We start from the raw sequence: 26,217 nt of genomic DNA, 5'->3' as shown, positions 1-26,217 counted from the left end.
CGATGCCCCGCACCGGCATCCCAGCACCCCGCCGTTCGGGCCATTGCCCGACACTTTGCGGCGGCCCGATAATTACGGTGCCGTCTAATTGTAAACGGCCCGAAAAGCGTTTGCTCTGATTATCCGCTCCTGCGCCGCCCGCCTAATCAGGCACCGGCGTCGTGTTGACCATAAGCAGGTTGGACGTCGCCCGGTGAGTGATGGTGTTGGCCATCGACCCCAGGACGCGGGCGAAGCCCGCCATCCCACGGTTGCCGATCACGAGAAGGTCGTAATCAGCGGCCGCCAGCACGTCGGCCGGATCACCGAGCAGCGCCTGCCGGCCCAGCCGACCGCCGATGTCCAGTTGGCTTTCCACATTCGTCAGTGTCTCCTCGGCCGCCGCCGCGTCGCTCGCGACCGTGACGAGGATCGGCTGGGCCCCGATCGCAACGGCCAGGTCATAGCCGGCCCGCACCGCGCGCAGCGACGTGTCTGAGCCGTCGGTGGCGAGAGCGATGGCCTGGAATGCCCCGATCCGCTTGCGTACGAACAACACATCGACAGGGCTCCGGTGCGACAGCTCGTTGGAGGTGCTCCCGAGCAGCCGGCTGGAGGTGTGACCGAGACCCGCGGCACCGACGGCGATCAGTGCCCGCTCCGACTGCGCGGCAGCATCGATGAGTGCGTCGAAGGCGTTGCCTTTCACCGGGATCCGGTCGATCGCGGTGACACCCAAAGCCGTGAGGTCCACGTCGGCGCCCTCAGCCGTCAGATCAGCCCACGGTTGTTCGCGGCCTCCCGGTACCGAGACGCTGGGCTTCCAGGCCGTGACGACGGTGACCGGGACGCCGAGTGCGGCGGCCACCACACCACCGACGGCCACCGCATCGGTCGCCTCGTCGGACCCGTCGGTACCGATGACGATTCTGGAATAGGGCGCCATTGCGGTCCTTTCGTCGTGGTGTCAGGCACCGAAGATGAGGATGTGGACGGCGCCGACGAGGATGCCCAGCAGTCCACCGTGGGCGTACAGCAGCCACGCGTCCTGCTCGATGGCCGAGTACAGCATCTCGCCGAACTTGTCCGGCGGCAGCGCCCGGAACTTCTCGGTGGCGAACGTTTCGATCTTCTTGGCCTGGGTCTTGTTGAACCCGGGGTCGTAGAGGACGCTCGGGGCGAAGTCGACCAGTTTGTCGCCGGCGCCGCGTTGCAGGCTTTCGACGTCGACGACGCCGAATGAGTTGCGGGCGATGACGAGGTAGGGCCCCAGGATGCGCTCGGCCTCTTCCCCGACGGCGGTCTGGATCAGCGCCCGGGTCTTGTCGGCACTGGCGCCGTTGAGCAACTCGTGCGCGAAGTTCTTGACCGTGAGGACCTGCAGCGACAACATCGTGGCGAGCTCGTGGGCGGCCTGGTGCTGACGCCGCGCGAAAAGCCCTTGTTTCCAGAGGTATTTGTAGCGAGGCTGCGGTTCGCCGGGCTCGAACACAACCTTGATGGCGATGATGTTGACGACGATGCCGATCACCGCGGCACCGCCCAGGACCCACAGCCAGGTCGGCAGGAAGTGCAGGATCGAGTCGAGGAATCCCGGCAGGTGAATCGCGAAACCGCCGTGGGCCGCCGCGTGCTCGTGCGCTTCGTCGCTGGAGTAGTAGATCAGCGACAACCACAGCGCGAGCAGCACACCGAAGGGGAAGCCCAGCGCACCGATGCGCACCATGAAGCGCAGCTCGGGCACAGCCATGCCTTTGATGATGTCGCGCAACACTTCTGGGTTGCGGCGCAGGAAGTTGACGGTCATCAGCTTGACGTTGAGCAGCTGGTCGATGTTCTCGCCGATCTTGGCGAAAGCGCGCTTGGAGATGGTCGGCAGCTCGGCGTCGACCTTCTGCAGCACCTCGTCACGCAACGGCTGCGGCAGCGACCGCCACATCTGTGGATGCCGGGCTTCGATGATCTCGGTGGTGAGGCGGCCGATGTCGGGTCTGGCGGCCACGGCTATGGCCTTGGCGAGTTTGTCCGGGTTGAGTTGTTCATAGAAATCCGAGATCTTGCCGATCCGGGCTATGGACGTGTCGACGATCAGACTGGCCATCTTCTCGGCGCGACACGGGATGAAGCCCTGGAAACCCAGAATCCCGTTGGGCGCGAAGGTCGGCAGAATCTGGACCTTGCGGGGCAGAAAGGGAAATATCCGTTTCAGGCCCGGCACGTAGAACCCCGTGAACCGCACCGGCGCGAACAACATGATGACGCCGGTCCAGTTGGTGATCAAGCCGGCGATGGCGCTGAAGATCGGCACGCTGATGATGTCGACGACGAATTTGGACTGTCCGGTCAGCTCCTCCCAGTCAAGAAAGGGCCCGGCTGCGAGCGTTGTCATTGGATTGTTCCTGGGTTGGTCGGGTCAGTGTTTGTGTTCGCCGGCAGCGGGATCAGGCGGACCTTTGCCGACGATCTTGTCGCCCCGCTCATCGGAAGCCCAACCACCGGCGTTGTAGCCGTCGGTGTCGATGCAGACCTCACAGAACTGTTCGCCGAACTCGGACAGGTAGATGCTGCGGTAGACGCTGATGGTCTTGGGGATGACCTCGGTCACTTCGAGTGCGCGCGGTTGCACCTCGAGCAGCGCGTAACGCCGGTAGTCGGCCACCGGTTCGGCCGAAAAGCGCACCAGACCGAGACGATTCAGATTCGCGAGATAGCGTTGGTCGGCTTCCGGCCAACGGCAGCCGGCCATTTCCGCGATCATATTGACGCCACTGACGAGCCGCTCCGACCCGACCTGGAACATTGTTTTTGTTCGGATATCAATCGACGGCTGCACTCCGGCGACGGCCAGGAATCGCAAGATCCTGACTTCGTCAGGGTCGAGTTCGTGGAGAATGTCCTCGAATGCCGGATGCCGGTGCGGCTGTTTATTGGTCGGCTTCTGCGACTTTGCGATGAGTTCGTCACCGTAGTGGCGCAGATCCGCATCGTTGTCGTCGTGCTTTCCGGATTTCTTGTCGTCGTGATGGCCCGACTTCTTCTTGGCCGGATCGTCGGCACCGCCGATCACGCGACGTACCGGCGTGACGGCGACGCCGATGACGGCCGCGGGATTCAGCGCCGACTCGGCAGCGCGCTTCAGGCCACCGAGGAGCCCCGAGTTCTCGGCCTGCGGCGGCTCCGCAGCCACGACGGGCAGCACAGTGGTTGGGGCACCGGCATTTTCGTCGACATCGTCAATATCGTCGGCGTCGTCGTCAGCTGCCGGCGAGATCGCCGGCAGCTCCGCAGGCGCCTCGCGCGACGGCAGCCGGCTGAAGATGTTGGCCAACCGCAACAGGTCACGCCCGGCTGCTTGCGTCGATTGCACGACCGCCGCGATGTCACGGGCGGTGTCGATACCCAGCTTGGTCAGCGGGTCGACGATCGCGCCCAACGGATTGCTTGGTTCTTTGGATCCGGGGTTCCTTGGCTTTTGGATCATCGCCCATGATGTGCCCTCCGCCGCGCCGTTCGAGTAGTTGCTGAAGAAGCTACGACCACACCGTAAAGGGAACTACGTCGCAAACGACCAAAATTCGCCAGACCGCCAAGGTGCACATTGTCGACGGTCCACAAATGGCCCGCCGCGGCGAATTGTCAGTTCAGCACTGCGGTGCCGAACCAGTGGCACAGCAGCAATGCGACCTCAACCTCTATGCGGTCGTCGACAATGGGCGTGCCGCGGCGGCTGATCGCGCGGTTCACCCGGTACTTGATCGAATTCGAATGCAGGTGCATTTCGTCGGCGGCCGCCTTGAAACTCGATCCGGTGCGCAGGAACACCCGCAACGTCTCGCGCAGCCGCTCGTCGTTCTCGGTGTTACTCGCCAGCGGTCCCAGGATCTCGGCCACCCACGCACCGACCGATCCGACGTTGTCGCCGAGCAGAGTCGCGACAGGTAGCCCGGGATCGCTCGCGGCGGTGATGCGGCGCTCAGTGGATCCCGACACCACCGCGACCGCGCGGGCGTCCACCGCCTGTTCGTGCGAACGCCGGAAGCCCTCGATGCCCGGCAGCGGATTGCCCATCGCGATCCACGGCGAATCCTGTTGTGCCGCCGCGAATTCTCGGACCCGGTCCAGCACGTCTTCGGCGCCGCGCGCCGACAGCGGAAGCCAGACCCACGCGGTGAGGTGGTCCACCGACAGGATCAGCGGCGGCTCATGGGTGCCGAGTGTGGTCGAGAGGTGGTTCGCGAACCGTTCCATCCGCACGAGCTCGTCGCCGCCGTTGTCGTCCGGGTACCACAGCGCCAGCGCCAGGTGCACGCGCCGCAACGGGTAACGGATCTCCTCCGTCAGCTCGTCGACGTCACCGCTGGCTGCGGTGAGGATCGCGCGAACCCGTTGGGCCCGCATGCTGTTTCGGTTCTCCACCCACCGGTCGTACTCGCGTTGGTAGGTGATGAGGACCTGCTGCGAAATCCAGTCGATGTAGCCGAACGAGACTGTCTGGAAGTACTTGAAAACATCGAGGCTCCAGCGCGGATCCATGCCGGACGAGGCGATCTCGTCGAGGACGAAGTTCAGCACTTCCTGGTGACCCAGGCGGTAGGCGCGCACCACCGCATTTGCGGACACACCCCGCTGCGCCATCCGCCGTGCATGCTCGAGCGCCTCCGTCGGCGGTGCGACGTCCTCGATCGGAATTCGGTGCCGAATCGAGGCGAAGACGGTCTCGACATTTGCCGCAACCGTGTGCGCCTGCAATTCGAGCAGTTGCGCATCCTCACTGAGCTCGGAAATCTCGCTCAGGAGGATTTTCTGGATCGACTGCGTGATGTCTTTCAGCTTGCTGTCGAGCCCACCGATGATCTCCGCTGCTCGTGCGACGACAGCGCCCTCGTCGACACGTCTTTCCGGCATGAAATGACCGTAGATCACGAGGCGTCGAAGTTGCTGCAAATCGGGCTTTGTCGCCGCACGACAAGGACGCTCCGCAAACGCCGCGAGAGTTGGTCGTCCCGAGACGTCGATCCGCACCGCCTTGGTGAATAGCTTTCGTCAACAGCAGACCAAGAAGGAGGCAACCGTGACCACAGCAGCCCCTGCCGATGTGGACCTCGCCGACGTCGACCTGGCCGATTCCGCGGTCTGGGACGACGGGCCGCCGTACGACTTGTTCGCCCGAATGCAGCGCGAAGACCCGGTGCACTACAGCCCACAGCGCAATGTCCCCGGCGAAGGTGGCTTCTGGTCGATCACCCGCTTCGACGACGTCCGCGCCATCAGCCGCGACCACCGGACGTTCTCGTCCGAGAAGCGCGGCATCTTCAACGTCGACGACATCGGCGTCCCGCTCGATATTCAACGGCTGCAACTGATTTCGATGGACCCGCCCCGGCACGACCGGCTCAAGGCGCTCGTCATCAAGGCCTTCACCCCCGAACGCGTCGCGGCCCACGAAGAGGCCATCAAACAGATCATCAACGACGTGCTCGACAGCGTGGCCGACCGCGAGACCTTCGACCTCGTCCGCGACGTCGCCCGGCCGGTGCCGGCTCGGGTGATCGGTTCGATGCTCGGCACGCCGCCGGAGGACGACGAGCGCCTCGTCTACTGGACCAACGTGTTCAGCGCCTTCGAGGACCCGGAGATCCGCAAACAGTGGGACGACGCCGGCGCCATCGTCACCGAGATCATCACGTATCTGGGCGATCAGATGAACCAGCGCCGGGAGAACCCGCGCGACGACCTGATCACCGCGGTGATGAACGCCGAAGTGGACGGCGAAAAGCTCAACGAGCTCGAGATGGCCACATTTTTCGCGCTGCTGATGACGGCCGGCAACGACTCGACGCGGGCGACCTACAGCGCGACGATGCTGGCCCTGATGCAGAACCCGGATCAGCTGATCCTGCTGCAGGAGAACCCCGAACTGCTCGAACCCACCGTCGAAGAGGGCCTGCGCTACGCGCCCGCCTTCGCGTTCATGGCGCGCGCCGCCACGACGGACTTCGAGCTGCACGGCAAGCACATCAAGGAAGGTGACCGATTGTTGTTGTGGTACCTGGCGTCCAACCGGGACGAGTCCGCATTCGAGAATCCGCACGAGTTCGACATCACCCGCGAGGGGCTGGCGGACAAGCACCAGGCCTTCGGTGGCCGCGGCAAGCATTTCTGCCTGGGCGCCAACCTGGCGCGGCTGGAACTGAAGCTCTGGATTCAGGAGACCGTCCGCCGGTTCCCCGATCTCACGTTGGACGGTGACCCGACGCGTGTGCGGGCGCTGTTCCTCAACCAGTACAAGTCGATCCCCGTTCGACGGTCAGCGATGAACCGCTCGGGCGAAGAGCAGAGGGCACTGTGAGTAACGCTGCATACCGGGAAGTCGAGGTCGACCTCGAGGTACGTCGACGTGAGCAGTCCGCGGACGGTGTCGTCACGCTGACGCTCGCCGACCCCTCCGGCGCCGACCTACCTGAGTGGACACCCGGCGCTCACATCGATCTGGTCATGACGCCGTCGCTGACGCGGCAGTACTCCCTGTGCGGCAGCACCGCCAGCCGGAGTGAATGGCAGGTCGGCATCCTGCTCGACCCCAACAGCCGCGGTGGCTCGCAGCATGTCCACGACAAGCTGCACGAAGGCACCACGGTCCGGGTTCGCGGGCCGCGCAACCACTTCGCCCTCGTGAGCTCACCCCGCTACCAGTTCGTCGCGGGCGGTATCGGCATCACGCCGATGCTTCCGATGATCGAAGCCGCCGAGGCCACCGGCGCCGACTGGCAGCTGATCTACGGCGGCAGCTCCCGCTCCTCGATGGCGTATCTGGACGCGCTGGAGCGCTTCGGCGACCGCGTGACCATCTGTGCGCGTGACGAGGAGGGCGACGGGTTCCGGACGAAGCTGGCGGCGGTGCTGGCGGCTCCGCAGGACAACACGCTCGTCTACTGCTGTGGTCCCGAGGGCCTGCTGGACGCGGTCGAGAAGGGCTGCCAGGCCTGGCCCGACGGCAGCCTGCACCTCGAGCGCTTCTCGGCGAAGACCATCGAGGAGCCGGCCGACGCCCTCGACACATTCGAGATCGAATGCCAGCGTTCCGGCATCACGCTGACCGTGCCGTCGGACAAGACGATCTACGACGTCGCCGAAGAAAACGGCCTGGACGTGCTGGGGTCGTGCATGGAAGGCGTCTGCGGCACCTGTGAATGCGAAATCATCGCCGGTATCGGCGATCACCGCGACTCCGTGTTGAACGACGCCGAGAAGGCGGAGAACAAAACCATCATGATCTGCGTCTCGCGCTCCCGGTCCGAAAGGCTGGTGCTCGACCTATGAGAACCAACTACCCGTTCAACTGCTGGTATGTGGCCGCGCTCAGCGATGAGGTCGGCGCGGGACTACTCGCCCGGCGGCTGCTGGGCAAGCACGTGGTCCTGTACCGCCGCGCGTCCGGCGAAGTGGTCGCCCTGGAGGACCGCTGCGTCCACCGTGCCTATCCCTTGTCGGAGGGCCGACTCGACGGCGACCGCGTGGTCTGCGGCTATCACGGCTTCAGCTACGAGCCCGACGGCTGCCTGGCCGACGTGCCGTCGCAGGAGAACGTGCCGCCCGGGGCACGGGTGCCGGCGTACCCGGTCGTCGAAACCGCGCCGTTCGTCTGGATCTGGCTCGGCGAACCGCGTGCCGCGGCCCTGCGCCCACCGCCACGCGTGCCGTGGTACCTCGACGGTTCCGGCTGGACCAGTACCACCGAGGTTCTGCGCGTCGAAGCGAATTACCTTCTGCTGCATGAGCACTACCTCGATCTGACCGATGTGTTCGTGACGCACCCCGAGGTCGTGCCACCGGATATCCAGCAGCTGCCACCGCTCAACGAGGTCGAGATCTCCGAACGCTCGGTGGCCTACACCCGGTCCACTCCCCCGAGCCGGCTGGCCCCGTGGGAGTCGGCGATCACGGGCTTGCCGGAAGAATCGGTGGCGACGCGGCGCGAAGAGGGGACCTTCGTGTCACCCGCGCTGCACACCCAGCACTACGCCATCGAGGTCGAAGGCGGAGAGTCCTACGGGCTCTTGCGAATTCACGGGTTCACCCCCGAATCGCCGGGCTCGACGCACGTCTTCCTGCAGATGGCCCGCAACTACGCCAGTGCCGAGGACACCGTCACCGAGTACCTGCGGATCATGTTTCACGAGTGGGCCGTTCGCGACGCCGCCATCCTGGAGACGATTCAGCGGCGGCTCGATGAACCCGGTGCCCGCCGGCGCGACATCAACGTCAAGGCCGACCGGGCCGCGATCCGGGCCCGGCGTATCGCCATGGACATGGTCGACGACGAAACCAGCCGTTTCACCGCCACCTAAAGGAGAATGTGCATGTCCAACACCGACTATGACGTCATCGTCGTCGGGTCCGGATTCGGGGGCAGCGTCACCGCGTTGCGGTTGACCGAGAAGGGCTACCGCGTCGGCGTTCTGGAAGCCGGCCGCCGGTTCACCGACGACCAGTTCCCGAGAACCAGTTGGGACGTCAGGAAATTCGTGTGGGCACCCAAGCTGGGCTGCTTCGGCGTGCAGCGCATCCACATGCTGCGCGACGTCGTCATCCTGGCCGGGGCGGGTGTCGGCGGTGGGTCACTGAACTACGCCAACACCCTCTACAAACCGCCCGCGACGTTCTTCAACGACCCGCAGTGGGCCCACATCACCGACTGGTCCGACGAGCTGTCGCCGTTCTACGACCAGGCGCGGCGCATGCTCGGGGTGGTGATCAACCCGAGCATGACCCCGGCCGACGAGATCATGAAGTCGGTGGCCGAGGACATGGGCGTCGGCGACACGTTCGTCCAGACCCCGGTCGGGGTGTTCTTCGGTGAGCCCGGAAAGACCGTCGCCGACCCGTTCTTCGGCGGCGTCGGGCCGGACCGCACCGGGTGCATCGAATGCGGCAGCTGCATGACGGGATGCCGCTACGGCGCCAAGAACACGCTGCTGAAGAACTACCTCGGTCTGGCCGAGAATGCCGGTGCCACGGTGCATCCGCTGACGACGGTCGACTCGGTGCGGCAGAGCCCGAGCGGAATCTGGGAGATCGACACGGTGCGCACCGGCAGGACCCTGCGCAAGAACCGTCGCACCTTCACGGCGCGGCACGTCGTCCTGGCGGCCGGCACCTGGGGCACCCAGAACCTGCTGCACAAGATGAAGGACAGCGGCACCCTGCCCCAGCTGTCGGACCGGCTCGGTGTGCTCACCCGCACCAACTCCGAATCCATCGTCGGCGCAATTAAATACAAGGTCGACCCGGCTCTCGACCTGACGCGCGGCGTGGCGATCACGTCGTCGTTCCACCCGACCAGCGATACCCATATCGAGTCTGTGCGTTACGGCAAGGGCTCCAACGCGATGGGTTTGCTCCAGACCCTGATGACCGACGGCGGCGGCCGATGGCCACGCTGGCTGAAGGCCCTGGGGCTGGCCGTGACGCATCCGCGCGCGCTGCTGCGGGTGCTGACGGTGCGCAATTGGAGTGAGCGCACGGTGATTTCGCTGGTGATGCAGAACCTGGACAACTCGATCACCACGTTCACCAAGCGCGGACTGCGTGGGCGGCACCTGTCGAGCAAGCAGGGGCACGGCCAGCCCAACCCGACGTGGATCCCGGCCGGCAACGACGCGACTCGCCGGGTCGCCGAGAAGATCGACGGCGTGACGGCCGGCACGTGGGGCGAGCTGTTCAACATTCCGATGACGGCGCACTTCCTCGGCGGTTGCGCCATCGGTTCGGATGCCCAGCACGCCGTCATCGATCCCTACCACCGGGTCTACGGCTACCCGACTCTCAGTGTCGTTGACGGCTCGGCGGTTTCGGCCAACCTGGGCGTGAACCCGTCACTGACCATCACCGCCCAGGCCGAGCGTGCGGCGGCGATGTGGCCCAACAAGGGCGAGGAGGACCTGCGTCCCGAGCAGGGGCAGCCGTACCGCCGGGTGGTCGCCGTCGCTCCGGTCAAACCCGTTGTGCCGGAGGGTGCTCCGGGAGCCTTGCGGCTGCCCCTCATCCCGATCTCGCCCGCCGCGAACGACGCCTAGCGCCGCACTACACGCCCGGGTCGGGACGTCCCTGATGGATGTCCCGACCCGCGGGCAGCCCGACAACGGCCCCCAGGATCAGAATCGCGCCGACCACGGACATCCAGGTGAGCTGCTGCCCGAGCAGCACCGCGGCCAGCACCGCAGCCGAGATCGGCTCGACGAGGGTCACCACGGTCGCAGCTGCCCCTGACGTGGTGCGCAAACCGGCGTAGAGAAGCCCATACGACAGCGCGAACGTGAAGACCCCGAGATAGACCAACAGCCCCAGCGACATCAGGTCCGGCGGGAGAACCGGTTCGCCCCGCAGCGAAGCCACGAAGAAAAGTGGCGCCAGCGCCACCGCCCCGGCAGTCGTGGTGCACGTGGCGATCACGACGGGGTCGGTCCGGCTCGCCAGCCGGTGCCCCAGGATCGTCGTCGCCGCATAGGTGGCGCCCGCGGCGATGGCGAGCAGTAACCCCGCCGCGAAGTTGGTTGCGCCGCCGCCACGTTCGTGCGGGGCGCCACCGAAGGTAACCAGGCACAACCCGACGAGTGCGGCGACGAGCACGACGACCTCGCGCAGCGACGGTGAGGTGCGCGCAGTGACGTGCTGCCAGATCGACGCCAGGATCGGCGCCAATCCCAGCGAGACGACGGTGGCGATGGCCACCCCGACGGACAGTACCGAGGCGAAATAGAGGCCCTGATAGAGAGCGGTACCGCAACCGACGACGATGGGGACCACAGGGCGCGACCGCATCATCGTGATCGCCTGTCCGAGACGGCCCGTGACCGCAATGAACGCCACGAGCGCGACCGTCGCCAGCGCCATTCGCCACGCGCTGGCCGTCATGGCGCCCAGCCCGCTCCGGTCGTGAAGGACGGTGACCACCAGGCCACCGGTGCCCCACAACACGCTCGCGGCAGAGATCTGCAGCAAGCCCAGATGCCGAGTGGGGTTGGGGCTCATTGCAGAGCGATGTACAGGTGGTCGGACACGTCGCCGACCATCTGTACATCGGCGACACGTTCGGTGAAGTGCCAGCCGGTCTCGTCGCGCGCGAACTGATCCGCGTAGCGGCCCACCACGATGGGTTGCAGCGGCACCGTATCGGTCTGCTGCACCACGCAGAACGTCGACCGCGCGCGGGCAGTGTCGCCGTCGAGCTCGACGATCGGGTTGAGCACCAGATGCCGGGTGCGCGGGGTGTTCCCGTGATCAGGGAAACGGCGGGTGGACCTGGCGAACAGTGCCGCGATGGCCTCGGCGCCGGCCACCCCCATGAAGTTGCCGCGCCCCAACAGGTTTCCCACGCCGTCGAAGTCGCCGGCGTCGATCAGTTCGGCGTACCGGTACAGCAGCTCGGTGATCTCCAGTTTGTCCGCGGCGGCCTGAAGACTCACGCGATCTGGCCCTTCACCACCGGCAGCCCCGGATCACTCGGCACATCGAGCGGCGACGGTGTGGCTCCCGCCGCGATGAGGTGCGCGGCAAACGAGGCGATCATGGCGCCGTTGTCGGTGCACAGCCGCGGCCGCGGCACGCGAAGCGTCAAACCCGCCTCGGCACAACGCTCTTCGGCCAGCTCACGCAGCCGCGAATTGGCGGCCACTCCCCCGGCGATCAGCAGCGTCGACACCCCGAGGTCGGTGGCGGCCCGAACGGCTTTGCGGGTCAACACATCCGCGACGGCCTCCTGGAAACCGGCCGCCACATCGGCGTGCGAGGCATCTGGATGTTTCTCCATGTGGCGGGCGACCGCGGTCTTGAGGCCCGAGAAACTGAAGGCGTACGGGTCATCTCGCGGCCCGGTCATGCCGCGCGGGAAGACGATGGCGTCCCGGTCGCCCGTACGGGCCAGCTCGTCGAGCACCCGGCCACCGGGGTAGCCGAGCCCGAGCAGGCGGGCGACCTTGTCGTACGCCTCACCGGCCGCGTCGTCGACGGTGCTGCCGAGTTCCTCGATGGGCTCACCCAGCGACCGGACGTGCAGCAGGTGGGTGTGCCCGCCGGACACCAGCAGGCCGACGCTCTCGGGCAACGGCCCGTGGTCGTACACATCGGCGGCCAGGTGTCCGCCGAGGTGATTGACGCCGTAGAACGGCACGCCCCACGCCGCCGAATAGGCCTTGGCCGCAGCCACACCCACCAGCAATGCCCCGGCGAGGCCCGGCCCGATGGTTGCGGCGACGACGTCGGGCCGGTCGATGCCTGCAGTCGCCAGGGCCCGGCGCATGGTGGGCCCCAACGATTCCAGGTGCGCGCGCGAGGCGATCTCTGGCACCACTCCGCCGTACCGGGTGTGTTCGTCGACACTGGAGGCGACCTCGTCGGCCAGGAGCGTCACAGTCCCGTCGTCCGCGAGTTCGCAGATACCGACACCTGTTTCGTCACAGGAACTTTCGATAGCCAAGATTGTGGTCATGACGCCTCCCTGCGCATCGTGTAGGCGTCCGCGCCACTGATCCGGTAATACCGTTTGCGCACACCCATTTTCACGAACCCGACGCTTTCGTACAGCCCGATCGCCGGCTCGTTGTCGGTGCGGACCTCCAGGAACACGGTGCCACCGTCGGCGATGGTCAACAGCCGGTCCAGAAGCTCCCGGCCGATACCCTGCCCCTGATACGCCGGATCGACACCGATGGTGTGGATCTCGCACTCGAACGGGGGTTTTCGGCCCAGCCGACTGATGCCGGCGTACCCGACCAGCAGGCGGCCGTCCCGCGCCGCGACATAGTGGTTGTGGTCCGAGTCGAGCTCGCGGATGAAGGCCACCGCCGGCCAGGGGTCGTCGCCCGGAAACAGGATGGCTTCCAGTTCGCCGCACCGGTCGGCGTCGCCGACGGCAAGCTGTCCGTACTCGATGGTCACGCAAGACCCCGCTCGGCAAGGGTTTTCGCGTCGGGGCGGCGCAGGTACAAGGGCACCAGCGCGGCGGGCGGCTGGTCCCAGTCGGCGGCCGTCACCAGTCCGGACACCGTCGGGTATTCGACGCCCAGCGAGGGCAGCGGGAACAGCGCGGCCTGTGCGGCTGGACCGGCAACCGAACCGGAGCCCGGCTCGACATCGGCCGCGGCACTGACGGCCGGCCCGGCGACCCGCACACCGTCGTCGTACCGCGCCCAGTACACCTCGCGGCGACGGGCATCGGTGACCACCAACAACTCCCCCGGTGTTTCGGGGGCGATCGCGTCCAGGCTGGACACCCCGTATACCGGGATGTCGAGCGCATGTCCGTAGGCGGCCGCGGTGGCCATGCCGACGCGCAGGCCGGTGAACGGGCCCGGCCCGCAACCGACGACCACGGCGGTCAGATCGGCGAACGTGAGACCGGCATCGGCAACGGCGCCAACCACATTGGGTGTCAGCTGCTCGGCGTGGGCGCGGGCGTCGACAGTGATCCGCTCCGCCAGCACCTCGACGCCGGTGGCGGCGCGCCGGGCCACACCGGCGGTGACGGCCGGCGTGGCGGTATCGATGGCGAGAATCATCCACGGCTCCAATGCCAGACAGCGGTACGGGTGTCGTCGTCGGCGCGCTCCAACCGGATGTCCAGGTGGCTGGCCGACAAGCGCTCGGCCAGGCCTTCGCCCCATTCGACGACCACGACGGCGTCGTCGAGGTCGGTGTCGAGATCCAGCGAGTCGAGTTCACCGAGCAGGTCGGTGCTGCCCGTGTCGAGCAGCCGGTACATATCGACGTGCACCATGGCGGGGCGTCCGGCGCGGCGGGCGGGGTGCACGCGGGCCAGCACGTACGACGGCGACGTCACCGCCCCGTCGACGTCCATGCCCTGCGCAATTCCCTTTGCCAGCATGGTTTTTCCGGCGCCCAGCGGGCCGGTGAGGACCACGACGTCGCCGACCTTCAGCTCGGCGCCGAACCGTGCGCCCAGAGCCATGGTGTCGGCCTCGGTGGGCAGATGCTCCGTGCCGTACGAATCAGCCATTGCGCTTGGCCTTTCCACGCAGGTGCCGGGTCAGCGCCACCAGGCGAGACGGGGTGGCGTGTTCGACGAAGCGCTCCAGCGCCTCGTTGATCAGTTCAGGTTGCTCCATGTGCACCATGTGCCCGGCCCCTTCGACGATCACCAGTTCGGACTTCGGCAGCTGCCGGGTCATCGCCTCGGACTTGGCCAGTGGGGTCAGCAGATCCTGGTCGCCGCACGCGATCAGCGTGGGCACGTTCTGCAGCACCGGCAGTGCGCCCGCTTCGTCATGAGTTTCAAGTGCGTGTAGGAACTCCACGGTGGTCCGCATCGAGGTGTCGTGCATCATCTTCTCGACGTACCGCGCCACCGACGGGCTGACGGCGGAATCCCCGAACGACGCAGCCTTGAGCACCGGGCCGATGACGGCCTTGGCCGCACCCCGGCCCGCGGTCACCGCTCCGGGAGCGAACCGCACCGCGACTTTCGCCGCCTCGAGCACCGGATTCTGCAGCGCCTCCCCCAGCGGGGATCGCGTAACCCCTTGCGCTGCAGAGGCAATGAGCGCCACCCCGCACACCCGCGCCGGGTAGTTCCGCGGGAACTGCCGAGCGTGCGACAGCACCGTCATGCCGCCCATCGAATGACCGACCAGCACCACGGGACCCCGCGGAGCCATCACCCGCATCACCGATTCGAGGTCCTGCCCCAACTGCGGGACGGTGTACGAGTCGATGGGTCCGGCCGACGACCGGCCGTGCCCGCGCTGGTCGTAGAACACCATGCGGACCTGATCGCCCCACCGCTCGGCCAGCCGGGCCCGCTGAAAATGGAAGGAGCCCATGCTGTTACAGAATCCATGCGCGAAGAGCACCGTCAACCGGGCGTCTTTCGGGCCGACCTCGCGCACCGCCAGCGGCACACCGTCGGAGGCCGTCACGACGCAACCGCGGTCGGCATCGAGCGTGGTGAAATCCTCACCGGCATAAGGGTCTTCACCACTGCGCCGGCGCAGCGAGCGGGCCACACTGATCCCGGCCACCGACCCCACGGCAGTGAGACCGGCCATGCCCGCCAACCACCGGGCATTCTTGTTGTCGCTCATGGGCGTCAGCCTGTCGACTCGCGATAGGTCCGGGCGATCCTGCCCCGTGGACTGGTGACGACCTCGTAGTTGATGGTGCCCAACAGTTCAGCCCAGTCCTGCGCCGTCGGCTCACCCGACGCACCCGAGCCGAACAGCACGGCCTCGTCACCCACCTGAACGCCGGCACCGTCGGGGCCGAGATCAATGACGAACTGGTCCATACAGATTCGCCCGATGTTGCGGAACCGGACACCGTTGATGCTGACGTCGATGCGACCACTCAGCCCCCGGAACACCCCATCGGCGTAACCCAGCGGGATCAGCCCGACAGTCGTGTCGTGGTCGGCGATCCACGTGTGCCCGTAGGAGACCCCGTCGCCGGCCTTGATCGAACGCACCGCGCCGACAGGACATTTGAGCGTCATGACAGGCTGCAAGTCGAAATCCCCCAACTCCGGGATCGGTGTCTGCCCGTATACCGCGATGCCCGGCCGGACGATATCGAAGTGCAGGTCGGGCCGGGTCAGGGTGGCGGGTGAGTTCGCCAGGTGAGCCACCTCGAACCGCACGCCCGCTGTCCGTGCCTGTTCCCGGGCCGCGGTGAGACGTGCGGCCTGGGTGTCGTTCATCGGGTGCTGCGGATCGTCACCGCACGCGAGGTGGCTCATGATGCCGCGAGTGCGCATCGCGCCGTCGGCGGCGGCCCGGGCGAGCGCGTCAAGCAGCGCCGGGTACTCGGCGGGGCTGACGCCGTTGCGGCTGAGGCCGGTGTCGATCTTCACGGTGACGGTGGCGGGCGCGCCGCTACGGTGCACCGCGTCGAGCACGTCGTCGAGCTGGCGCACCGACGACACCGCCACCTGCACGTCGGCGGCCAACGCCGGGGCGAAGTCGGTGCCGGGCAGGTTCAGCCAGGACAGCACCGGCGCCGTGATGCCGGCACGTCGCAGCGTCAGCGCCTCCGCGATGTTCGTGACGCCCAATTCGGTCGCTCCGGCCGCGAGGGCGGCCCGTGCCACCTGCTCCGCACCGTGCCCGTAGCCGTCGGCCTTGACCACCGCCATGACCGCGGCGCTGCCCGCACGTTCCCGCAGAAGCCGCACATTGTGCGCAATTGCGCCCAGGTCGATGACGGCCTGGGCAGCAGGTTGGAGGTCCGGCGAACTCATATCGCCTCCGATTCTCCCAGACGCCCGCCGAAGCGCCCCCTGACGTCAGTGAGCGAACGGCTGCACGTCGTCGAACTGCCCCTTCGGCTTGAGCTCGTCCAGGCTGTTCAGCACCGTGATCAGGTCGTCCCGCAGGGCGCGGGCCAGGTCGGCCGAGAATCCCTCCCGCACCACCACACGCAGCACCGCGATGTCCGTCGCGCCTTCGGGCATGGTGTAGGCCGGCACCTGCCAGCCGTAGGCGCGCAGCGCGTGCGATACGTCGAACTCGGTGTAGGGCCGCTTGCCGCTGAGCCGGCACGCGATCACCGGGATGGCCGAACCATCGGTGATGACCTCGAAGTGCTCGCTCTTGCGCAGCTCGTCACCGATCCAGCGGGCGGTGTCCGACAGGCAGTGCATGATCTGGGTGTAGCCGGCCCGGCCGAGGCGCAAGAAGTTGTAGTACTGGCCGACCACCTGGTTGCCGGGCCGGGAGAAGTTCAGCGTGAAGGTCGGCATGTCGCCGCCCAGGTAGTTGACCCGGAACACCAGGTCCTCGGGCAGGTGCTCCCCGCTACGCCAGACCACGAAGCCGATGCCGGGGTACGTCAGCCCGTACTTGTGGCCGCTGACGTTGATGGACACCACCCGCGGCAGCCGGAAGTCCCACTCCAGGTCGGGGTGCAGGAACGGCACCACGAAGCCGCCGCTGGCGGCGTCGACGTGGACGGGGATGTCCAGACCCTTGTCGTGCGCGAGCTGATCCAGCGCCGCGCAGATCTCGGCGATGGGTTCCAGCTCACCGGTGAAGGTGGTGCCGAGGATGCCCACCACGCCGATGGTGTCCTCGTCGACGTTGTCGAGCACCTGTTCGGGGGTGATGACGTAGCGGTCCTCGGCCATCGGCAGGTACCGCGGCTCGACGTCGAAGTAGCGGCAGAACTTCTCCCACACCACCTGGACGTTGGAACCCATGACGAGGTTGGGCGTGCGTCCCTTCCAGTCGCCGACCTTCTGCCGCCATCGCCATTTGAGGGCCAGACCGGCCAGCATCACGGCCTCGCTCGATCCGATGGTCGACACGCCACACGCTGACGCCGGATCGTCGTCGCGCAAGTTCTCGGCGTGGAACAGGTCGGCCACCATGGACACGCAGCGGGACTCGATGGCCGCGGTCGCCGGGTACTCGTCCTTGTCGATCATGTTCTTGTCGAACGTCTCGGCCATGAGCTTCTCGGCCTCGGGGTCCATCCACGTGGTGACGAACGTCGCGAGGTTGAGCCGGGAGCTACCGTCGAGCATGAGCTCGTCGTGGATGAAGCGGTACGCGGCCTGCGGGTCCAGCGGATCGTCGGGCAGCCGCAGCGACGGGATGGGCGCGGTGGACAACCGCCCCGTGTACGCCGGACTCATCGTCGGTCCATGAACGTGCTTGCGCGACATACTGATTCCCCCTTGTGGTCAGAGCGATGCGATGGCGGCCCGGACATGGGCCAAGATGCGGTGCGCCGATGTGGGCGCAGGACGCGGGCCGGGATCATGTGCGGCGAGATCGGCGGCGCGAGCGTGGACGAACGCGGCCATCGCCGCTGCCTCACCCGGTGCGATGCCTGACGCCAGCAGAGCGCCGATGATGCCGGACAGGACGTCACCGGATCCGGCTGTGGCAGCCCAGGATTGACCGGCGGGGTTGAGATACGTCGGGCCGTTCGCGTCGGCGACGACGGTGACGTTGCCCTTCAGCAGGACGGTGGCACCCAGACGGTCGGCCAGTTCAAGCGTCGCGGCCACCCGGTCAGAACCCGGCGGATGTCCTGCGAGCCGGGCGAATTCACCGGCATGTGGGGTCAGCACCGTGGGTGCCGAGCGGTCGGCGACCAGGTCGAGATCGGCGGCCAGCAGGGTCAGGGCGTCGGCATCGACGATCACCGGCAGGTCGGTGGCCAACGCGAAGCGCAGCGCCTCGTCGCCGGCGGTGTCGGTGCCGAGTCCCGGGCCGACCACCCACGCCTGGACGCGCCCCGCAGCCGTCGCATCCGACGCCGCAACGACTTCCGGCCAGTGCGAGACCACTTCAGCGTGCGCAGAGCCGGCGTAACGGACCATGCCGGAAGTCGCGGCGACGGCGGCGCCGGTGCTCAGGATCGCCGCACCCGGATAGGTCGCCGACCCGGCGAGCACGCCCTTGACGCCCTGGCTGTACTTGTCGTCGGTCGGTTGCGGCACGGGCCAGCGGGCGCGGACGTCGTGCGCGTCGAATCCGAGGAAGACCGGATCGGGCAGGTCGAGGCCGATGTCGATCAGTTCGACGCGGCCGCAATCGGCCAGCCCGTGCACGGGTTTGAGCCCGCCGAAGGTGACGGTGAGTGCGGCGTGCACATGCGGGCCGTCGGCCGCTCCGGTCTGGACGTCGACGCCACTGGGGAGGTCGACGGCGACGACGGGTGCGGTGCTGGCGTCGAAAACGGCGGCCGCATTGGGCCGCAGGGGTCCGGTGGCGCCGATGCCGACGACGCCGTCGATGACCAAATCGGTTGACGGCGGGATTGATTCGACGATTGTTCCGCCTGCCTTGCGGAAGGCATTGAGTGCTTTTGTGTGCGTGCGATCCGGATTGAGGAGCACGGCGGTTGCGCCGGCACCGCGGCGGCGCAGGAAGGTGGCCGCCCAGAGCGCGTCACCGCCGTTGTCGCCGGATCCCACCACTGCGCAGACGCTGCGCCCGCTCACACCGCCGGTGCGGGCCTTGAGTTCTGTGGCGATCGCCGTCGCCAGCCCGTAGGCCGCCCGGCGCATCAACACGCCATCGGGTAGAGATGCCAACAGCGGCGCCTCGGCCGCGCGGATCTGCTCGGCGGTGTAGTAATGCCGCATAGCTCCGAAGGTTACGCAGATCCGTCCGCCGAGCGTTGGCTTGTGTGCGAATAATTGACGGAAGTTCGCACACAAGCCAACGTTCGGCGCGGCTACCATCCCGCCATGACCTACGGCTATCCACCACCACCGCCGGCCAAGCCCCCGATCTCGGGCGGCGACCTCGCCGCCTCGATCAGTGCGCTGGTGCTCACCTACGTCGGCGGCGGCGTGGCGCTGGCCTTCGGGGTGTTCGCGATGGCATTCACCGACTACTGCCCGCCGGCCACCTGCCACATCGATGCCGGCATCAACGCCATGGCCGCGGGTTTCATCGCAGCCATGGTGGTCGCCTTGGCCGGCACGATCGTCACCGTCGTCCGCATGGTCAAGCGCCGCCCGGCGTGGCCGTTCGCGGTCGGCACGCTGGGGCTGTGTGTAGTCCTGTGCGCGTTGGCAATCGGGGGCTACATCGCTGCCGTCGGCGGCTGAGGCTCAGACGAGCACCGCGCTGGGCTCCACCGTCACCTTGATGGCCTCGCCGTTCTGCACGATCGAGAACGCATCGAGCACGTCGCCCAAGGGGATGTGGCGCGTGATGAGGTCCTTCACAGGCACCTGACCGGTCGAGATGTACTGCAGCGCACGCTTGTTGTGTTCAGGGGCAGATCCGTTGGCACCGTGGATATGCAGCTGGCGGTAGTGCACCACGTTGGAATCGCAGGTGATCGTCGGGTTGGTCTTGGGCAGACCCCCGAAGAACGAGATACGACCGTTGCGCGCGGCCATCGAAATGGCCTGCTCCTGCGTGACGTTGGCGGCCGTCGCGGTGATCACCACATCGGCGCCGCGGCCGCCGGTCAGTTCCATCACCTTCTCGACGACGTCGACCTCCGCCGCGTTGATCACCGCGTCGGGGTGCACCGCATCGGCGGACATCTTCAGCCGGGCGTCGTTGACGTCGACGAGATACACCGGCCCGCAGTTGTGTACACCGCGGGCGATCCGGATGTGCATGCACCCGATGGGGCCCGCGCCGAACACCACGACGGTGTCACCCGGCTCAATACCGAGCAGATCCTGGGCATTGATGGCGCACGCGAACGGTTCCGCCGCCGACGCCTCGTCGTAACCGACATTGTCCGGAATCCGGTTCAGCCCATCGACTTTCAGCACCTGGCGGGGCACGATCATGTACTCGGCGAAGCCGCCGTCGTACTGGTAACCCATGGATGTCTGGTTCTGGCACACCGCCATCCAGCCCTTGCGACATTCGTGGCACTCACCGCACGGCACGGCGGCGATCACCTGTACCCGGTCGCCGTCCGCCCAGTCCGTCCCATAAGTCGCATTCACATTGGCGCCCACTTCCACGATGTCGCCGGCGATCTCGTGCCCGATGGTCCGCGGTGGCGTCAGGTTCTGGTGCCCGTTGTGCAGGATTTTGACATCCGTGCCGCAGGTCGAACAGTTGCGCACCCGGATCTTGATCTCGTCGGGACCGCACACAGGCTCGGGCACGTCTTCGAGCCGGACGTCCTCGGGTGCGTAGTAGCGCAGCGCTTTCATGGCGTTCCTTCCGGGTGCTCCGGCCTGGCCGGTTGGTGTGTCGTGGTTCACGTTGTGCCCACTCTAACCCCAATTCGGGCATAACTACAAACTTTTTGCTGCCCATTTTTGCCCATTTTCTTGCCATCATGCCCACTTGTGGGCTTTACTCGTAATACACGGTGATGTGACCGGCATCACCTTCACGGGCGACAGGCGGAGGTCCAGCACAATGACGGCAACGACGGAAACACCGCGGCGCGTCAGTCTGCGCGTGCGGGTACAGCAGCTCGGCACCGCACTGTCGAACATGGTGATGCCGAATATCGGCGCCTTCATCGCATGGGGCCTGATCACCGCACTGTTCATCAAGACCGGCTGGTTGCCCGGCCTCTTTCACTCGCTGCAGAACCCGGACGGCTGGGTGGCCCACATCGGCGGCTGGGGAGCCTACGAGAAGGGCGGCATCGTCGGGCCGATGATCACCTACCTGCTGCCGATCCTCATCGGATCCACCGGCGGCCGAATGGTGTACGGCACCCGCGGAGCCGTGGTCGGTGCCATCACCACCATGGGCGTGGTCGCCGGTTCGGATGTTCCGATGTTCATGGGCGCGATGATCATGGGGCCCTTGGGCGGCTGGGTGATCAAGAAGCTGGATGCGTTGTGGGACGGCAAGATTCGCCCCGGCTTCGAGATGCTGGTCAACAATTTCTCGGCCGGGATCACCGGCCTGCTGATGGCCGTCATCGGGTTCTTCGGCGTCGGCCCGGTGGTATCGGCCTTCACCCGCGGCGCGGGCCACGTCGTCGACTACCTCGTCGGCCATGATCTGCTGCCGCTCACCTCGATCTTCATCGAACCCGCCAAGGTGCTCTTCCTCAACAACGCCATCAACCACGGCGTCCTGACCCCGCTGGGCACCACCCAGGCGCTCGACACCGGCAAATCCGTGCTGTTCCTGTTGGAGGCCAACCCGGGCCCGGGCCTCGGAATCCTGTTGGCGTTCATGGTGTTCAGCCGCGGCGCCGCCAAGGCATCCGCACCAGGCGCGGCGATCATCCAGTTCCTCGGCGGCATCCACGAGATCTACTTCCCGTACGTCCTGATGAAGCCGAAGCTCATCGCCGCCACCATCCTGGGCGGAATGACGGGCATCTTCATCAACGTGCTGTTCGGCTCCGGCCTGCGTGCTCCCGCCGCACCTGGTTCGATCATCGCCGTCTATGCCCAGACGGCGACCGGCAGCTACCTCGGTGTCACGCTGTCGGTGCTCGGGGCGGCTGCCGTCTCGTTCGCGGTGGCCGCTGTGCTGCTCAAGACCGACCGCGCCACCGATGAACCGGATCTGGCCGCCGCCACAGCCGAAATGGAGGCGCTGAAGGGCAAGCGCTCCAGCGTGGCCTCGGCATTGGTCGGCAGCTCTGCGACCGGTCCCATCTCCACCATCGTGTTCGCCTGCGACGCCGGCATGGGTTCGTCCGCGATGGGAGCCTCGGTGCTGCGCAAGAAGATCCGCGACGCCGGCTTCACCGATGTGACGGTCGTCAACCAGGCCATCTCCAACCTCACCGATACCTACGGGCTGGCCGTCACCCACCGCGACCTCACCGACCGGGCCCGGCAGAAGACCCCATCGGCCATCCACGTCTCGGTCGACGACTTCATGAACTCCCCCCGCTACGACGAAATCCTCGAACTGCTGGGAAGCACCAACGGCACCTCTGCAGCCTCGGGCGAATCAGCCACGGCGCCAGGCGAACCCACTGCCGATTCCGACGATGTGCTGTCGCTCGACTCGATCGTGCTGTCCGGCTCGGCCACCACCGCCGAGGACGCCATCACCGAAGCCGGCAGCCTCCTGGTCGCGGCGCATGCCGTCGACGCCTCCTACGTCGACGCCATGCACGAGCGGGAGAAGTCGGTGTCGACCTATATGGGCAACGGTCTGGCGATCCCGCACGGCACCAATGACGCCAAGGGCGCGATCCGGCACTCCGGGATCTCGTTCGTCCGCTATCCCGAACCCATTGACTGGAACGGCAAGCCCGCCGAGTTCGTGGTGGGCATCGCCGGCGCGGGCAAGGACCACATGGCACTGCTCACCCGGATCGCGCATGTATTCCTGAACAAGGACGAGGTGGAGCGGTTGCGCCGGGCCAACACGCCCGAGGAGGTCCGGGCGGTGCTGAGCGAAGCCCGGTAGACGACGACCGCAAGAATGTCATCCGTGGATTCAGACAGCCGCCAGCGCCAGATCGTCGAGTTCGCCCGTACCCGCGGGCGGGTCGAGGTGCTGGCCCTGGCCGAAGAACTGAATGTGGCGTCGGAGACCATCCGCCGCGACCTGAAGGCGCTGGCCGGCCGCCGGATGCTCAAACGGGTCCACGGCGGAGCCATACCGCTGGAGACAGCAGCATTCGAATCGACGGTGGAATACCGCAGCCAGGTCGACCTGGCTCAGAAACACCGGATCGCAGCCGGGGCCGCTGATCTGCTACACGGAGCTGAAACCGTTTATCTGGACGAGGGTTTCACTCCGCGATTGATCGCCGAGCAACTGGCGGACCGGGAGCTGACGGTCGTGACGTCGTCACTGCTGGCCGCCGAGGCGCTGGCCCACAGCGAGACTGTGACGGTGTTGCTGCTCGGCGGACGGATGCGCGGCCGGACCCTCGCGACGGTGGACAGCTGGGCGGTGGAGCGATTGCGCAGCCTGGTCATCGACGTCGCCTACCTCGGCACCAACGGCATCACACCCGAGCACGGGCTGACGACACCGGACCCCGCTGTGGCCGCGGTCAAACAGACCGCGGTGTCGGTCGCGATGCGCCGCATCCTGGTGGCCGCCCACTCCAAGTTCGGCGAGACCAGCTTCTGCCGGTTCGCCGACGTAGGCGATTTCGAAACCATCGTGACCGGCACCGAGTTGCCCGCCGCGGACGCACACCGCTATGAGGCGCTGGGCCCGTCGGTCATCCGCACCTGAGGTCGCGGCGGTCTGCTGAGCCGCGCCCTCACGGAGTCTTCAGTTTCGCGGGTCACCGGCGTATGCGTTGCCTACCAGGGTGATACCTCTGCGTCGATACACCTTCTGGCCCGGTTTCGAGGCCGAAGCATGGACAGCCGCCCGCCGAGCCTGCGGGCCCAAGCGGCACCACCAAGACCATCAAAAGTGTCACCGATGTCCTGATGCGGAACTGTCACCGGTGTCCTGAGACATAACACTTGAACCCGCCAGAAAACCCTTGTGATTCGAACATTTGTTCGATAGAATCAGGTATGGGGATCACGGGAGAACTCACCACCAGCATCGACACCATCCGAGGTGTGCACCCGTCGGACGACATGGCCGGCGACCACGCGTTGGAGGCGTTGGGATGTGTGTTGAGGCTGCGCAATGTGGCCGATCATCTGGCGGCGATGTTGGTCGGGGTTCTGGATCGGTTGGGGGTGGCCGCCGCGCAGGGGCGGACGCTACGGGAAGTGTTGATGACATTGGGATGCTCGCCGTCGGTGGCCGAACGCCTGGTCCGTGTCGGTGGGGCGCTGCCGGCACTGCCCACGTTGGCGGCGCACGCCGCCGACGGCGCGATCTCCGGTGAGCATGTCGATGCGATCGTCAAAGGCATCAACCACATTCGAGCCCGCGCACCCGGCCCGGTCGACGAGGAGGCCCGGTTCACGCAGGTGACCGACCTGTTGGGGCAGTTCTTCTCCGGGGCCACCCCCGCTGAGATTGGGAACCGCGCCCGGCGCCTGGGCAACCGGGTCGCCGCGGCGGACGGTGGGTTGCCGGCGGCCGAGGACCGGTCCATCAACACCGCCGACCACCGCGTCACCTCGGACGGTCGGGTGCAGGTTCGGGCGGATCTGGATGCCGAGGTCGGCGCCAAATACGTCGCGATGGTCGAAGAACTGTCCGCACCGCGGCCCGAACCCGACGGCTCCCCCGACACTCGCTCGGCCGGGCGGCGGCGCGCGGATGCGCTGGAGGCGATGCTGGACATCGCCGCCCGCGGCGCAGAGGTGGCCTCGGCGCCCCGGACGCAGTTGTTGGTGACGGTGCCCGCCGATGCCCCGGACCTGGCCCAACTGGAGTTCATCGGGTCGATCAGCGCGATGACCCTGGACCGGCTGACCTGCGACACCGCGGTTACCACCGTAATCGTCGACGACGAACGGGTGCCGCTGGACATGGGACGGGACAAACGCCTGTTCCCACCCCATCTACGCAAAGCGCTCTACCTACGCGACGGGGGATGCATCAAATGCGGCGCCCCCGCGGGGCGCACCCACGCGCACCACATCCGGCACTGGACTCACGGCGGCGACACCAGCCTGGACAACGGCTGCCTGCTCTGCCCGGCCTGCCACGCCGACATCCACCACTTCGGCTGGGACGTCGTCATCGGCATCGACCGACACCCCTGGCTCATCCCACCCGCGGCCGTCGACCCACACCGCAGACCCATCCCCGCCTACAACCGCCGCACCATGCGCCTCAACCACGCCGCATAAGACACGGCCCGAAACCTTCTGTGCACCTTGATAACTCAACAGAGATAAACCCTATCGCGGGCCTGCTGCTTCGGCAGCGGGGTGGAAGCAGCAGGCCCGCACACCGGCCGACGCAGCGCATGGTCCGTTATGGGGTGTTGGGCCCGTCGCCGATCCGCGTCCGGGCACCGCGTCCGAGCCGCGCGCCCACCACGTCGAACCCGTCACCGGCGTTGAACACCGTCAGCTGCGGCGCGGCCGACGCGACCAGGCGGCACAGCACGTGGCCGGGCGGCACCTGGACGGCCGCGGTGACGTCGAATTCGGGCAGCAGCCGCGCAATGTCGTACCAGCGCACGGGATGTGCGACAGAGCCTGCGAGGTCCGCGACGACCGCGGCCGCGTCATTGACGATGCGGCGTGCACCCATGTTCGTCATGTAGGCCGCGGTCTGGGTTCGGTGCGGCACGTCGGCGAGATACTCGGCGAGGGCGGCGGCGGTGCCCGACTGTATCGGACCATGCGACGCGACCGGCACGTCCAACATGTCGACATCCCGTGCGCCTGCCTGTTGGGCAGCCTCCCGGGCGTGGGCCAGCGCAGCCGTCGTGCCGCCGAGGACGATCTGGTCAGCCGAGTTGATGTTGGCGATCCACAACTCGGCGGTGCCCGGAACCAGCGCCCGCACGGTCCGCAGCGGTAGTCCGGTCACGGCGGCCATCCCCCACTGTCCGCCCGCGCACGCCGCAGCCATCAGGTCACCGCGCCGACGGACCGCTTCGAGGGCCTCGGCGAATGTCAGGACACCGGCCGCCACCGCTGCGCCGAACGCCCCGGCGGAGTGTCCGGCCACCATCGACGGAGTGATGCCGTACTCGTCACCGAGGATCCGGGTGGCAGCCACGGCGGAGATCAACAGGGCGAGTTGGTCGTTGGTGGTGGACCCCAGCGCCTCAGCACTGTCGAGCGCGCTGATGTCGCCCAGCACATCAGTGGCCTCGCTGAGGGTCTGGCGAGTGGCGGCGGAGTCGGGCAGTGCGCCCAACATGCCCACTCTCTGCGAGCCCTGCCCCGGATACAGGAAGGCGGTGCTCATGCGCGATCCG

The 26,217-nt window shown here is 66.9% G+C and carries 24 protein-coding genes; 8 read left to right on the top strand and 16 right to left on the bottom strand.

Going from position 1 to position 26,217, the window contains the following annotated elements:
* Window positions 1–142: 142 nt before the first annotated feature.
* The 4 genes from EB75_RS23040 to EB75_RS23025 all read right to left on the bottom strand — a co-directional run bounded on the left by EB75_RS23040 (window position 143) and on the right by EB75_RS23025 (window position 4,884).
* Window positions 143–925, bottom strand: coding sequence for a universal stress protein (locus EB75_RS23040; RefSeq protein ID WP_073697581.1), 783 nt, complete (start codon window positions 923–925; stop codon window positions 143–145).
* Between the two features lie 21 nt (window positions 926–946).
* Window positions 947–2,368 carry a DUF445 domain-containing protein gene (locus EB75_RS23035; protein WP_073697580.1) on the bottom strand — a complete coding sequence of 474 codons (1,422 nt, stop codon included), beginning with the start codon at window positions 2,366–2,368 and terminating at the stop codon, window positions 947–949.
* A 24-nt stretch (window positions 2,369–2,392) separates the two neighbouring features.
* Complete coding sequence (locus EB75_RS23030) at window positions 2,393–3,412, bottom strand: Abi-alpha family protein (RefSeq protein WP_073697579.1); 1,020 nt, start codon at window positions 3,410–3,412, stop codon at window positions 2,393–2,395.
* A gap of 203 nt (window positions 3,413–3,615) precedes the next feature.
* Complete coding sequence (locus EB75_RS23025) at window positions 3,616–4,884, bottom strand: PucR family transcriptional regulator (protein ID WP_073697620.1); 1,269 nt, start codon at window positions 4,882–4,884, stop codon at window positions 3,616–3,618.
* 166 nt (window positions 4,885–5,050) lie between these two features.
* Here EB75_RS23025 and EB75_RS23020 point away from each other — a divergent pair, with 166 nt between their 5' ends.
* Genes EB75_RS23020 through EB75_RS23005 form a run of 4 tightly spaced genes read left to right on the top strand, consistent with a single transcriptional unit; the run spans window position 5,051 to window position 10,055 of the window.
* Window positions 5,051–6,328 (top strand): cytochrome P450, encoded by a 1,278-nt coding sequence (locus EB75_RS23020; protein WP_073697619.1) that lies wholly within the window; start codon window positions 5,051–5,053, stop codon window positions 6,326–6,328.
* Entirely contained in the window at window positions 6,325–7,299 is a 975-nt protein-coding gene (locus tag EB75_RS23015) for a PDR/VanB family oxidoreductase (RefSeq protein ID WP_073697578.1), read from the top strand. The genes EB75_RS23020 and EB75_RS23015 overlap by 4 nt, the downstream gene beginning before the upstream one ends.
* Window positions 7,296–8,327 carry a Rieske 2Fe-2S domain-containing protein gene (locus EB75_RS23010; RefSeq protein WP_073697577.1) on the top strand — a complete coding sequence of 344 codons (1,032 nt, stop codon included), beginning with the start codon at window positions 7,296–7,298 and terminating at the stop codon, window positions 8,325–8,327. The genes EB75_RS23015 and EB75_RS23010 overlap by 4 nt, the downstream gene beginning before the upstream one ends.
* 12 nt (window positions 8,328–8,339) lie before the next feature.
* The gene (locus tag EB75_RS23005) at window positions 8,340–10,055 is read left to right on the top strand and encodes a GMC oxidoreductase (RefSeq protein ID WP_073697618.1); all 1,716 of its coding nucleotides are present in this window, start codon (window positions 8,340–8,342) and stop codon (window positions 10,053–10,055) included.
* Window positions 10,056–10,062: 7 nt separating this feature from the next.
* Here the strand turns inward: EB75_RS23005 and EB75_RS23000 are convergent, their stop codons facing one another.
* The 10 genes from EB75_RS23000 to EB75_RS22955 are packed head-to-tail and all read right to left on the bottom strand — an operon-like array spanning window position 10,063 to window position 19,084.
* A complete protein-coding gene (locus tag EB75_RS23000) occupies window positions 10,063–11,010 on the bottom strand; it encodes a DMT family transporter (protein ID WP_073697576.1) in 948 nt (315 codons plus the stop codon).
* Window positions 11,007–11,444, bottom strand: coding sequence for a nuclear transport factor 2 family protein (locus tag EB75_RS22995; RefSeq protein WP_073697575.1), 438 nt, complete (start codon window positions 11,442–11,444; stop codon window positions 11,007–11,009). Before EB75_RS22995 ends, EB75_RS23000 begins: the two co-directional genes overlap by 4 nt.
* The gene (tsaD, locus tag EB75_RS22990; RefSeq protein WP_073697574.1) at window positions 11,441–12,466 is read right to left on the bottom strand and encodes a tRNA (adenosine(37)-N6)-threonylcarbamoyltransferase complex transferase subunit TsaD; all 1,026 of its coding nucleotides are present in this window, start codon (window positions 12,464–12,466) and stop codon (window positions 11,441–11,443) included. The genes EB75_RS22995 and tsaD overlap by 4 nt, the downstream gene beginning before the upstream one ends.
* A complete protein-coding gene (rimI, locus tag EB75_RS22985) occupies window positions 12,463–12,915 on the bottom strand; it encodes a ribosomal protein S18-alanine N-acetyltransferase (RefSeq protein ID WP_073697573.1) in 453 nt (150 codons plus the stop codon). Before rimI ends, tsaD begins: the two co-directional genes overlap by 4 nt.
* Entirely contained in the window at window positions 12,912–13,535 is a 624-nt protein-coding gene (gene tsaB / locus EB75_RS22980) for a tRNA (adenosine(37)-N6)-threonylcarbamoyltransferase complex dimerization subunit type 1 TsaB (protein WP_073697572.1), read from the bottom strand. The genes rimI and tsaB overlap by 4 nt, the downstream gene beginning before the upstream one ends.
* Window positions 13,532–13,993, bottom strand: coding sequence for a tRNA (adenosine(37)-N6)-threonylcarbamoyltransferase complex ATPase subunit type 1 TsaE (gene tsaE, locus EB75_RS22975; RefSeq protein WP_073697571.1), 462 nt, complete (start codon window positions 13,991–13,993; stop codon window positions 13,532–13,534). Before tsaE ends, tsaB begins: the two co-directional genes overlap by 4 nt.
* Entirely contained in the window at window positions 13,986–15,077 is a 1,092-nt protein-coding gene (locus EB75_RS22970) for an alpha/beta fold hydrolase (RefSeq protein ID WP_073697570.1), read from the bottom strand. Before EB75_RS22970 ends, tsaE begins: the two co-directional genes overlap by 8 nt.
* A gap of 5 nt (window positions 15,078–15,082) precedes the next feature.
* Window positions 15,083–16,228 carry an alanine racemase gene (gene alr, locus EB75_RS22965; protein ID WP_073697569.1) on the bottom strand — a complete coding sequence of 382 codons (1,146 nt, stop codon included), beginning with the start codon at window positions 16,226–16,228 and terminating at the stop codon, window positions 15,083–15,085.
* Window positions 16,229–16,273: 45 nt separating this feature from the next.
* On the bottom strand, window positions 16,274–17,653 hold the full coding sequence (gad, locus tag EB75_RS22960; RefSeq protein WP_073697568.1) for a glutamate decarboxylase: 1,380 nt from the start codon (window positions 17,651–17,653) through the stop codon (window positions 16,274–16,276).
* Between the two features lie 18 nt (window positions 17,654–17,671).
* On the bottom strand, window positions 17,672–19,084 hold the full coding sequence (locus tag EB75_RS22955) for an NAD(P)H-hydrate dehydratase (protein WP_073697567.1): 1,413 nt from the start codon (window positions 19,082–19,084) through the stop codon (window positions 17,672–17,674).
* Window positions 19,085–19,189: 105 nt separating this feature from the next.
* Between EB75_RS22955 and EB75_RS22950 the strand changes: the two genes are divergently transcribed.
* A complete protein-coding gene (locus EB75_RS22950; protein ID WP_083612519.1) occupies window positions 19,190–19,555 on the top strand; it encodes a hypothetical protein in 366 nt (121 codons plus the stop codon).
* 3 nt (window positions 19,556–19,558) lie between these two features.
* Here EB75_RS22950 and EB75_RS22945 read toward each other — a convergent pair whose 3' ends face one another.
* Entirely contained in the window at window positions 19,559–20,632 is a 1,074-nt protein-coding gene (locus EB75_RS22945) for a zinc-dependent dehydrogenase (RefSeq protein ID WP_073697566.1), read from the bottom strand.
* A gap of 211 nt (window positions 20,633–20,843) precedes the next feature.
* Between EB75_RS22945 and EB75_RS22940 the strand changes: the two genes are divergently transcribed.
* The 3 genes from EB75_RS22940 (at window position 20,844) to EB75_RS22930 (ending at window position 25,132) form a co-directional block, all read left to right on the top strand.
* Window positions 20,844–22,817, top strand: coding sequence for a PTS mannitol transporter subunit IICBA (locus EB75_RS22940; protein WP_073697565.1), 1,974 nt, complete (start codon window positions 20,844–20,846; stop codon window positions 22,815–22,817).
* A gap of 24 nt (window positions 22,818–22,841) precedes the next feature.
* On the top strand, window positions 22,842–23,600 hold the full coding sequence (locus EB75_RS22935) for a DeoR/GlpR family DNA-binding transcription regulator (protein WP_073697616.1): 759 nt from the start codon (window positions 22,842–22,844) through the stop codon (window positions 23,598–23,600).
* Between the two features lie 293 nt (window positions 23,601–23,893).
* Window positions 23,894–25,132, top strand: a complete 1,239-nt coding sequence (locus EB75_RS22930) for an HNH endonuclease (RefSeq protein ID WP_073697564.1) — start codon at window positions 23,894–23,896, stop codon at window positions 25,130–25,132.
* 127 nt (window positions 25,133–25,259) lie between these two features.
* Here EB75_RS22930 and EB75_RS22925 read toward each other — a convergent pair whose 3' ends face one another.
* Entirely contained in the window at window positions 25,260–26,207 is a 948-nt protein-coding gene (locus tag EB75_RS22925; RefSeq protein ID WP_073697563.1) for an ACP S-malonyltransferase, read from the bottom strand.
* Between the last annotated feature and the right edge of the window lie 10 nt (window positions 26,208–26,217).

The sequence above is a fragment of the Mycobacterium sp. ST-F2 genome (assembly GCF_001905655.1).
GTDB lineage: Bacteria > Actinomycetota > Actinomycetes > Mycobacteriales > Mycobacteriaceae > Mycobacterium.
The sequence above is the reverse complement of the archived record's forward strand: the minus strand, read 5'-3'. Positions and strand labels throughout refer to the sequence as shown.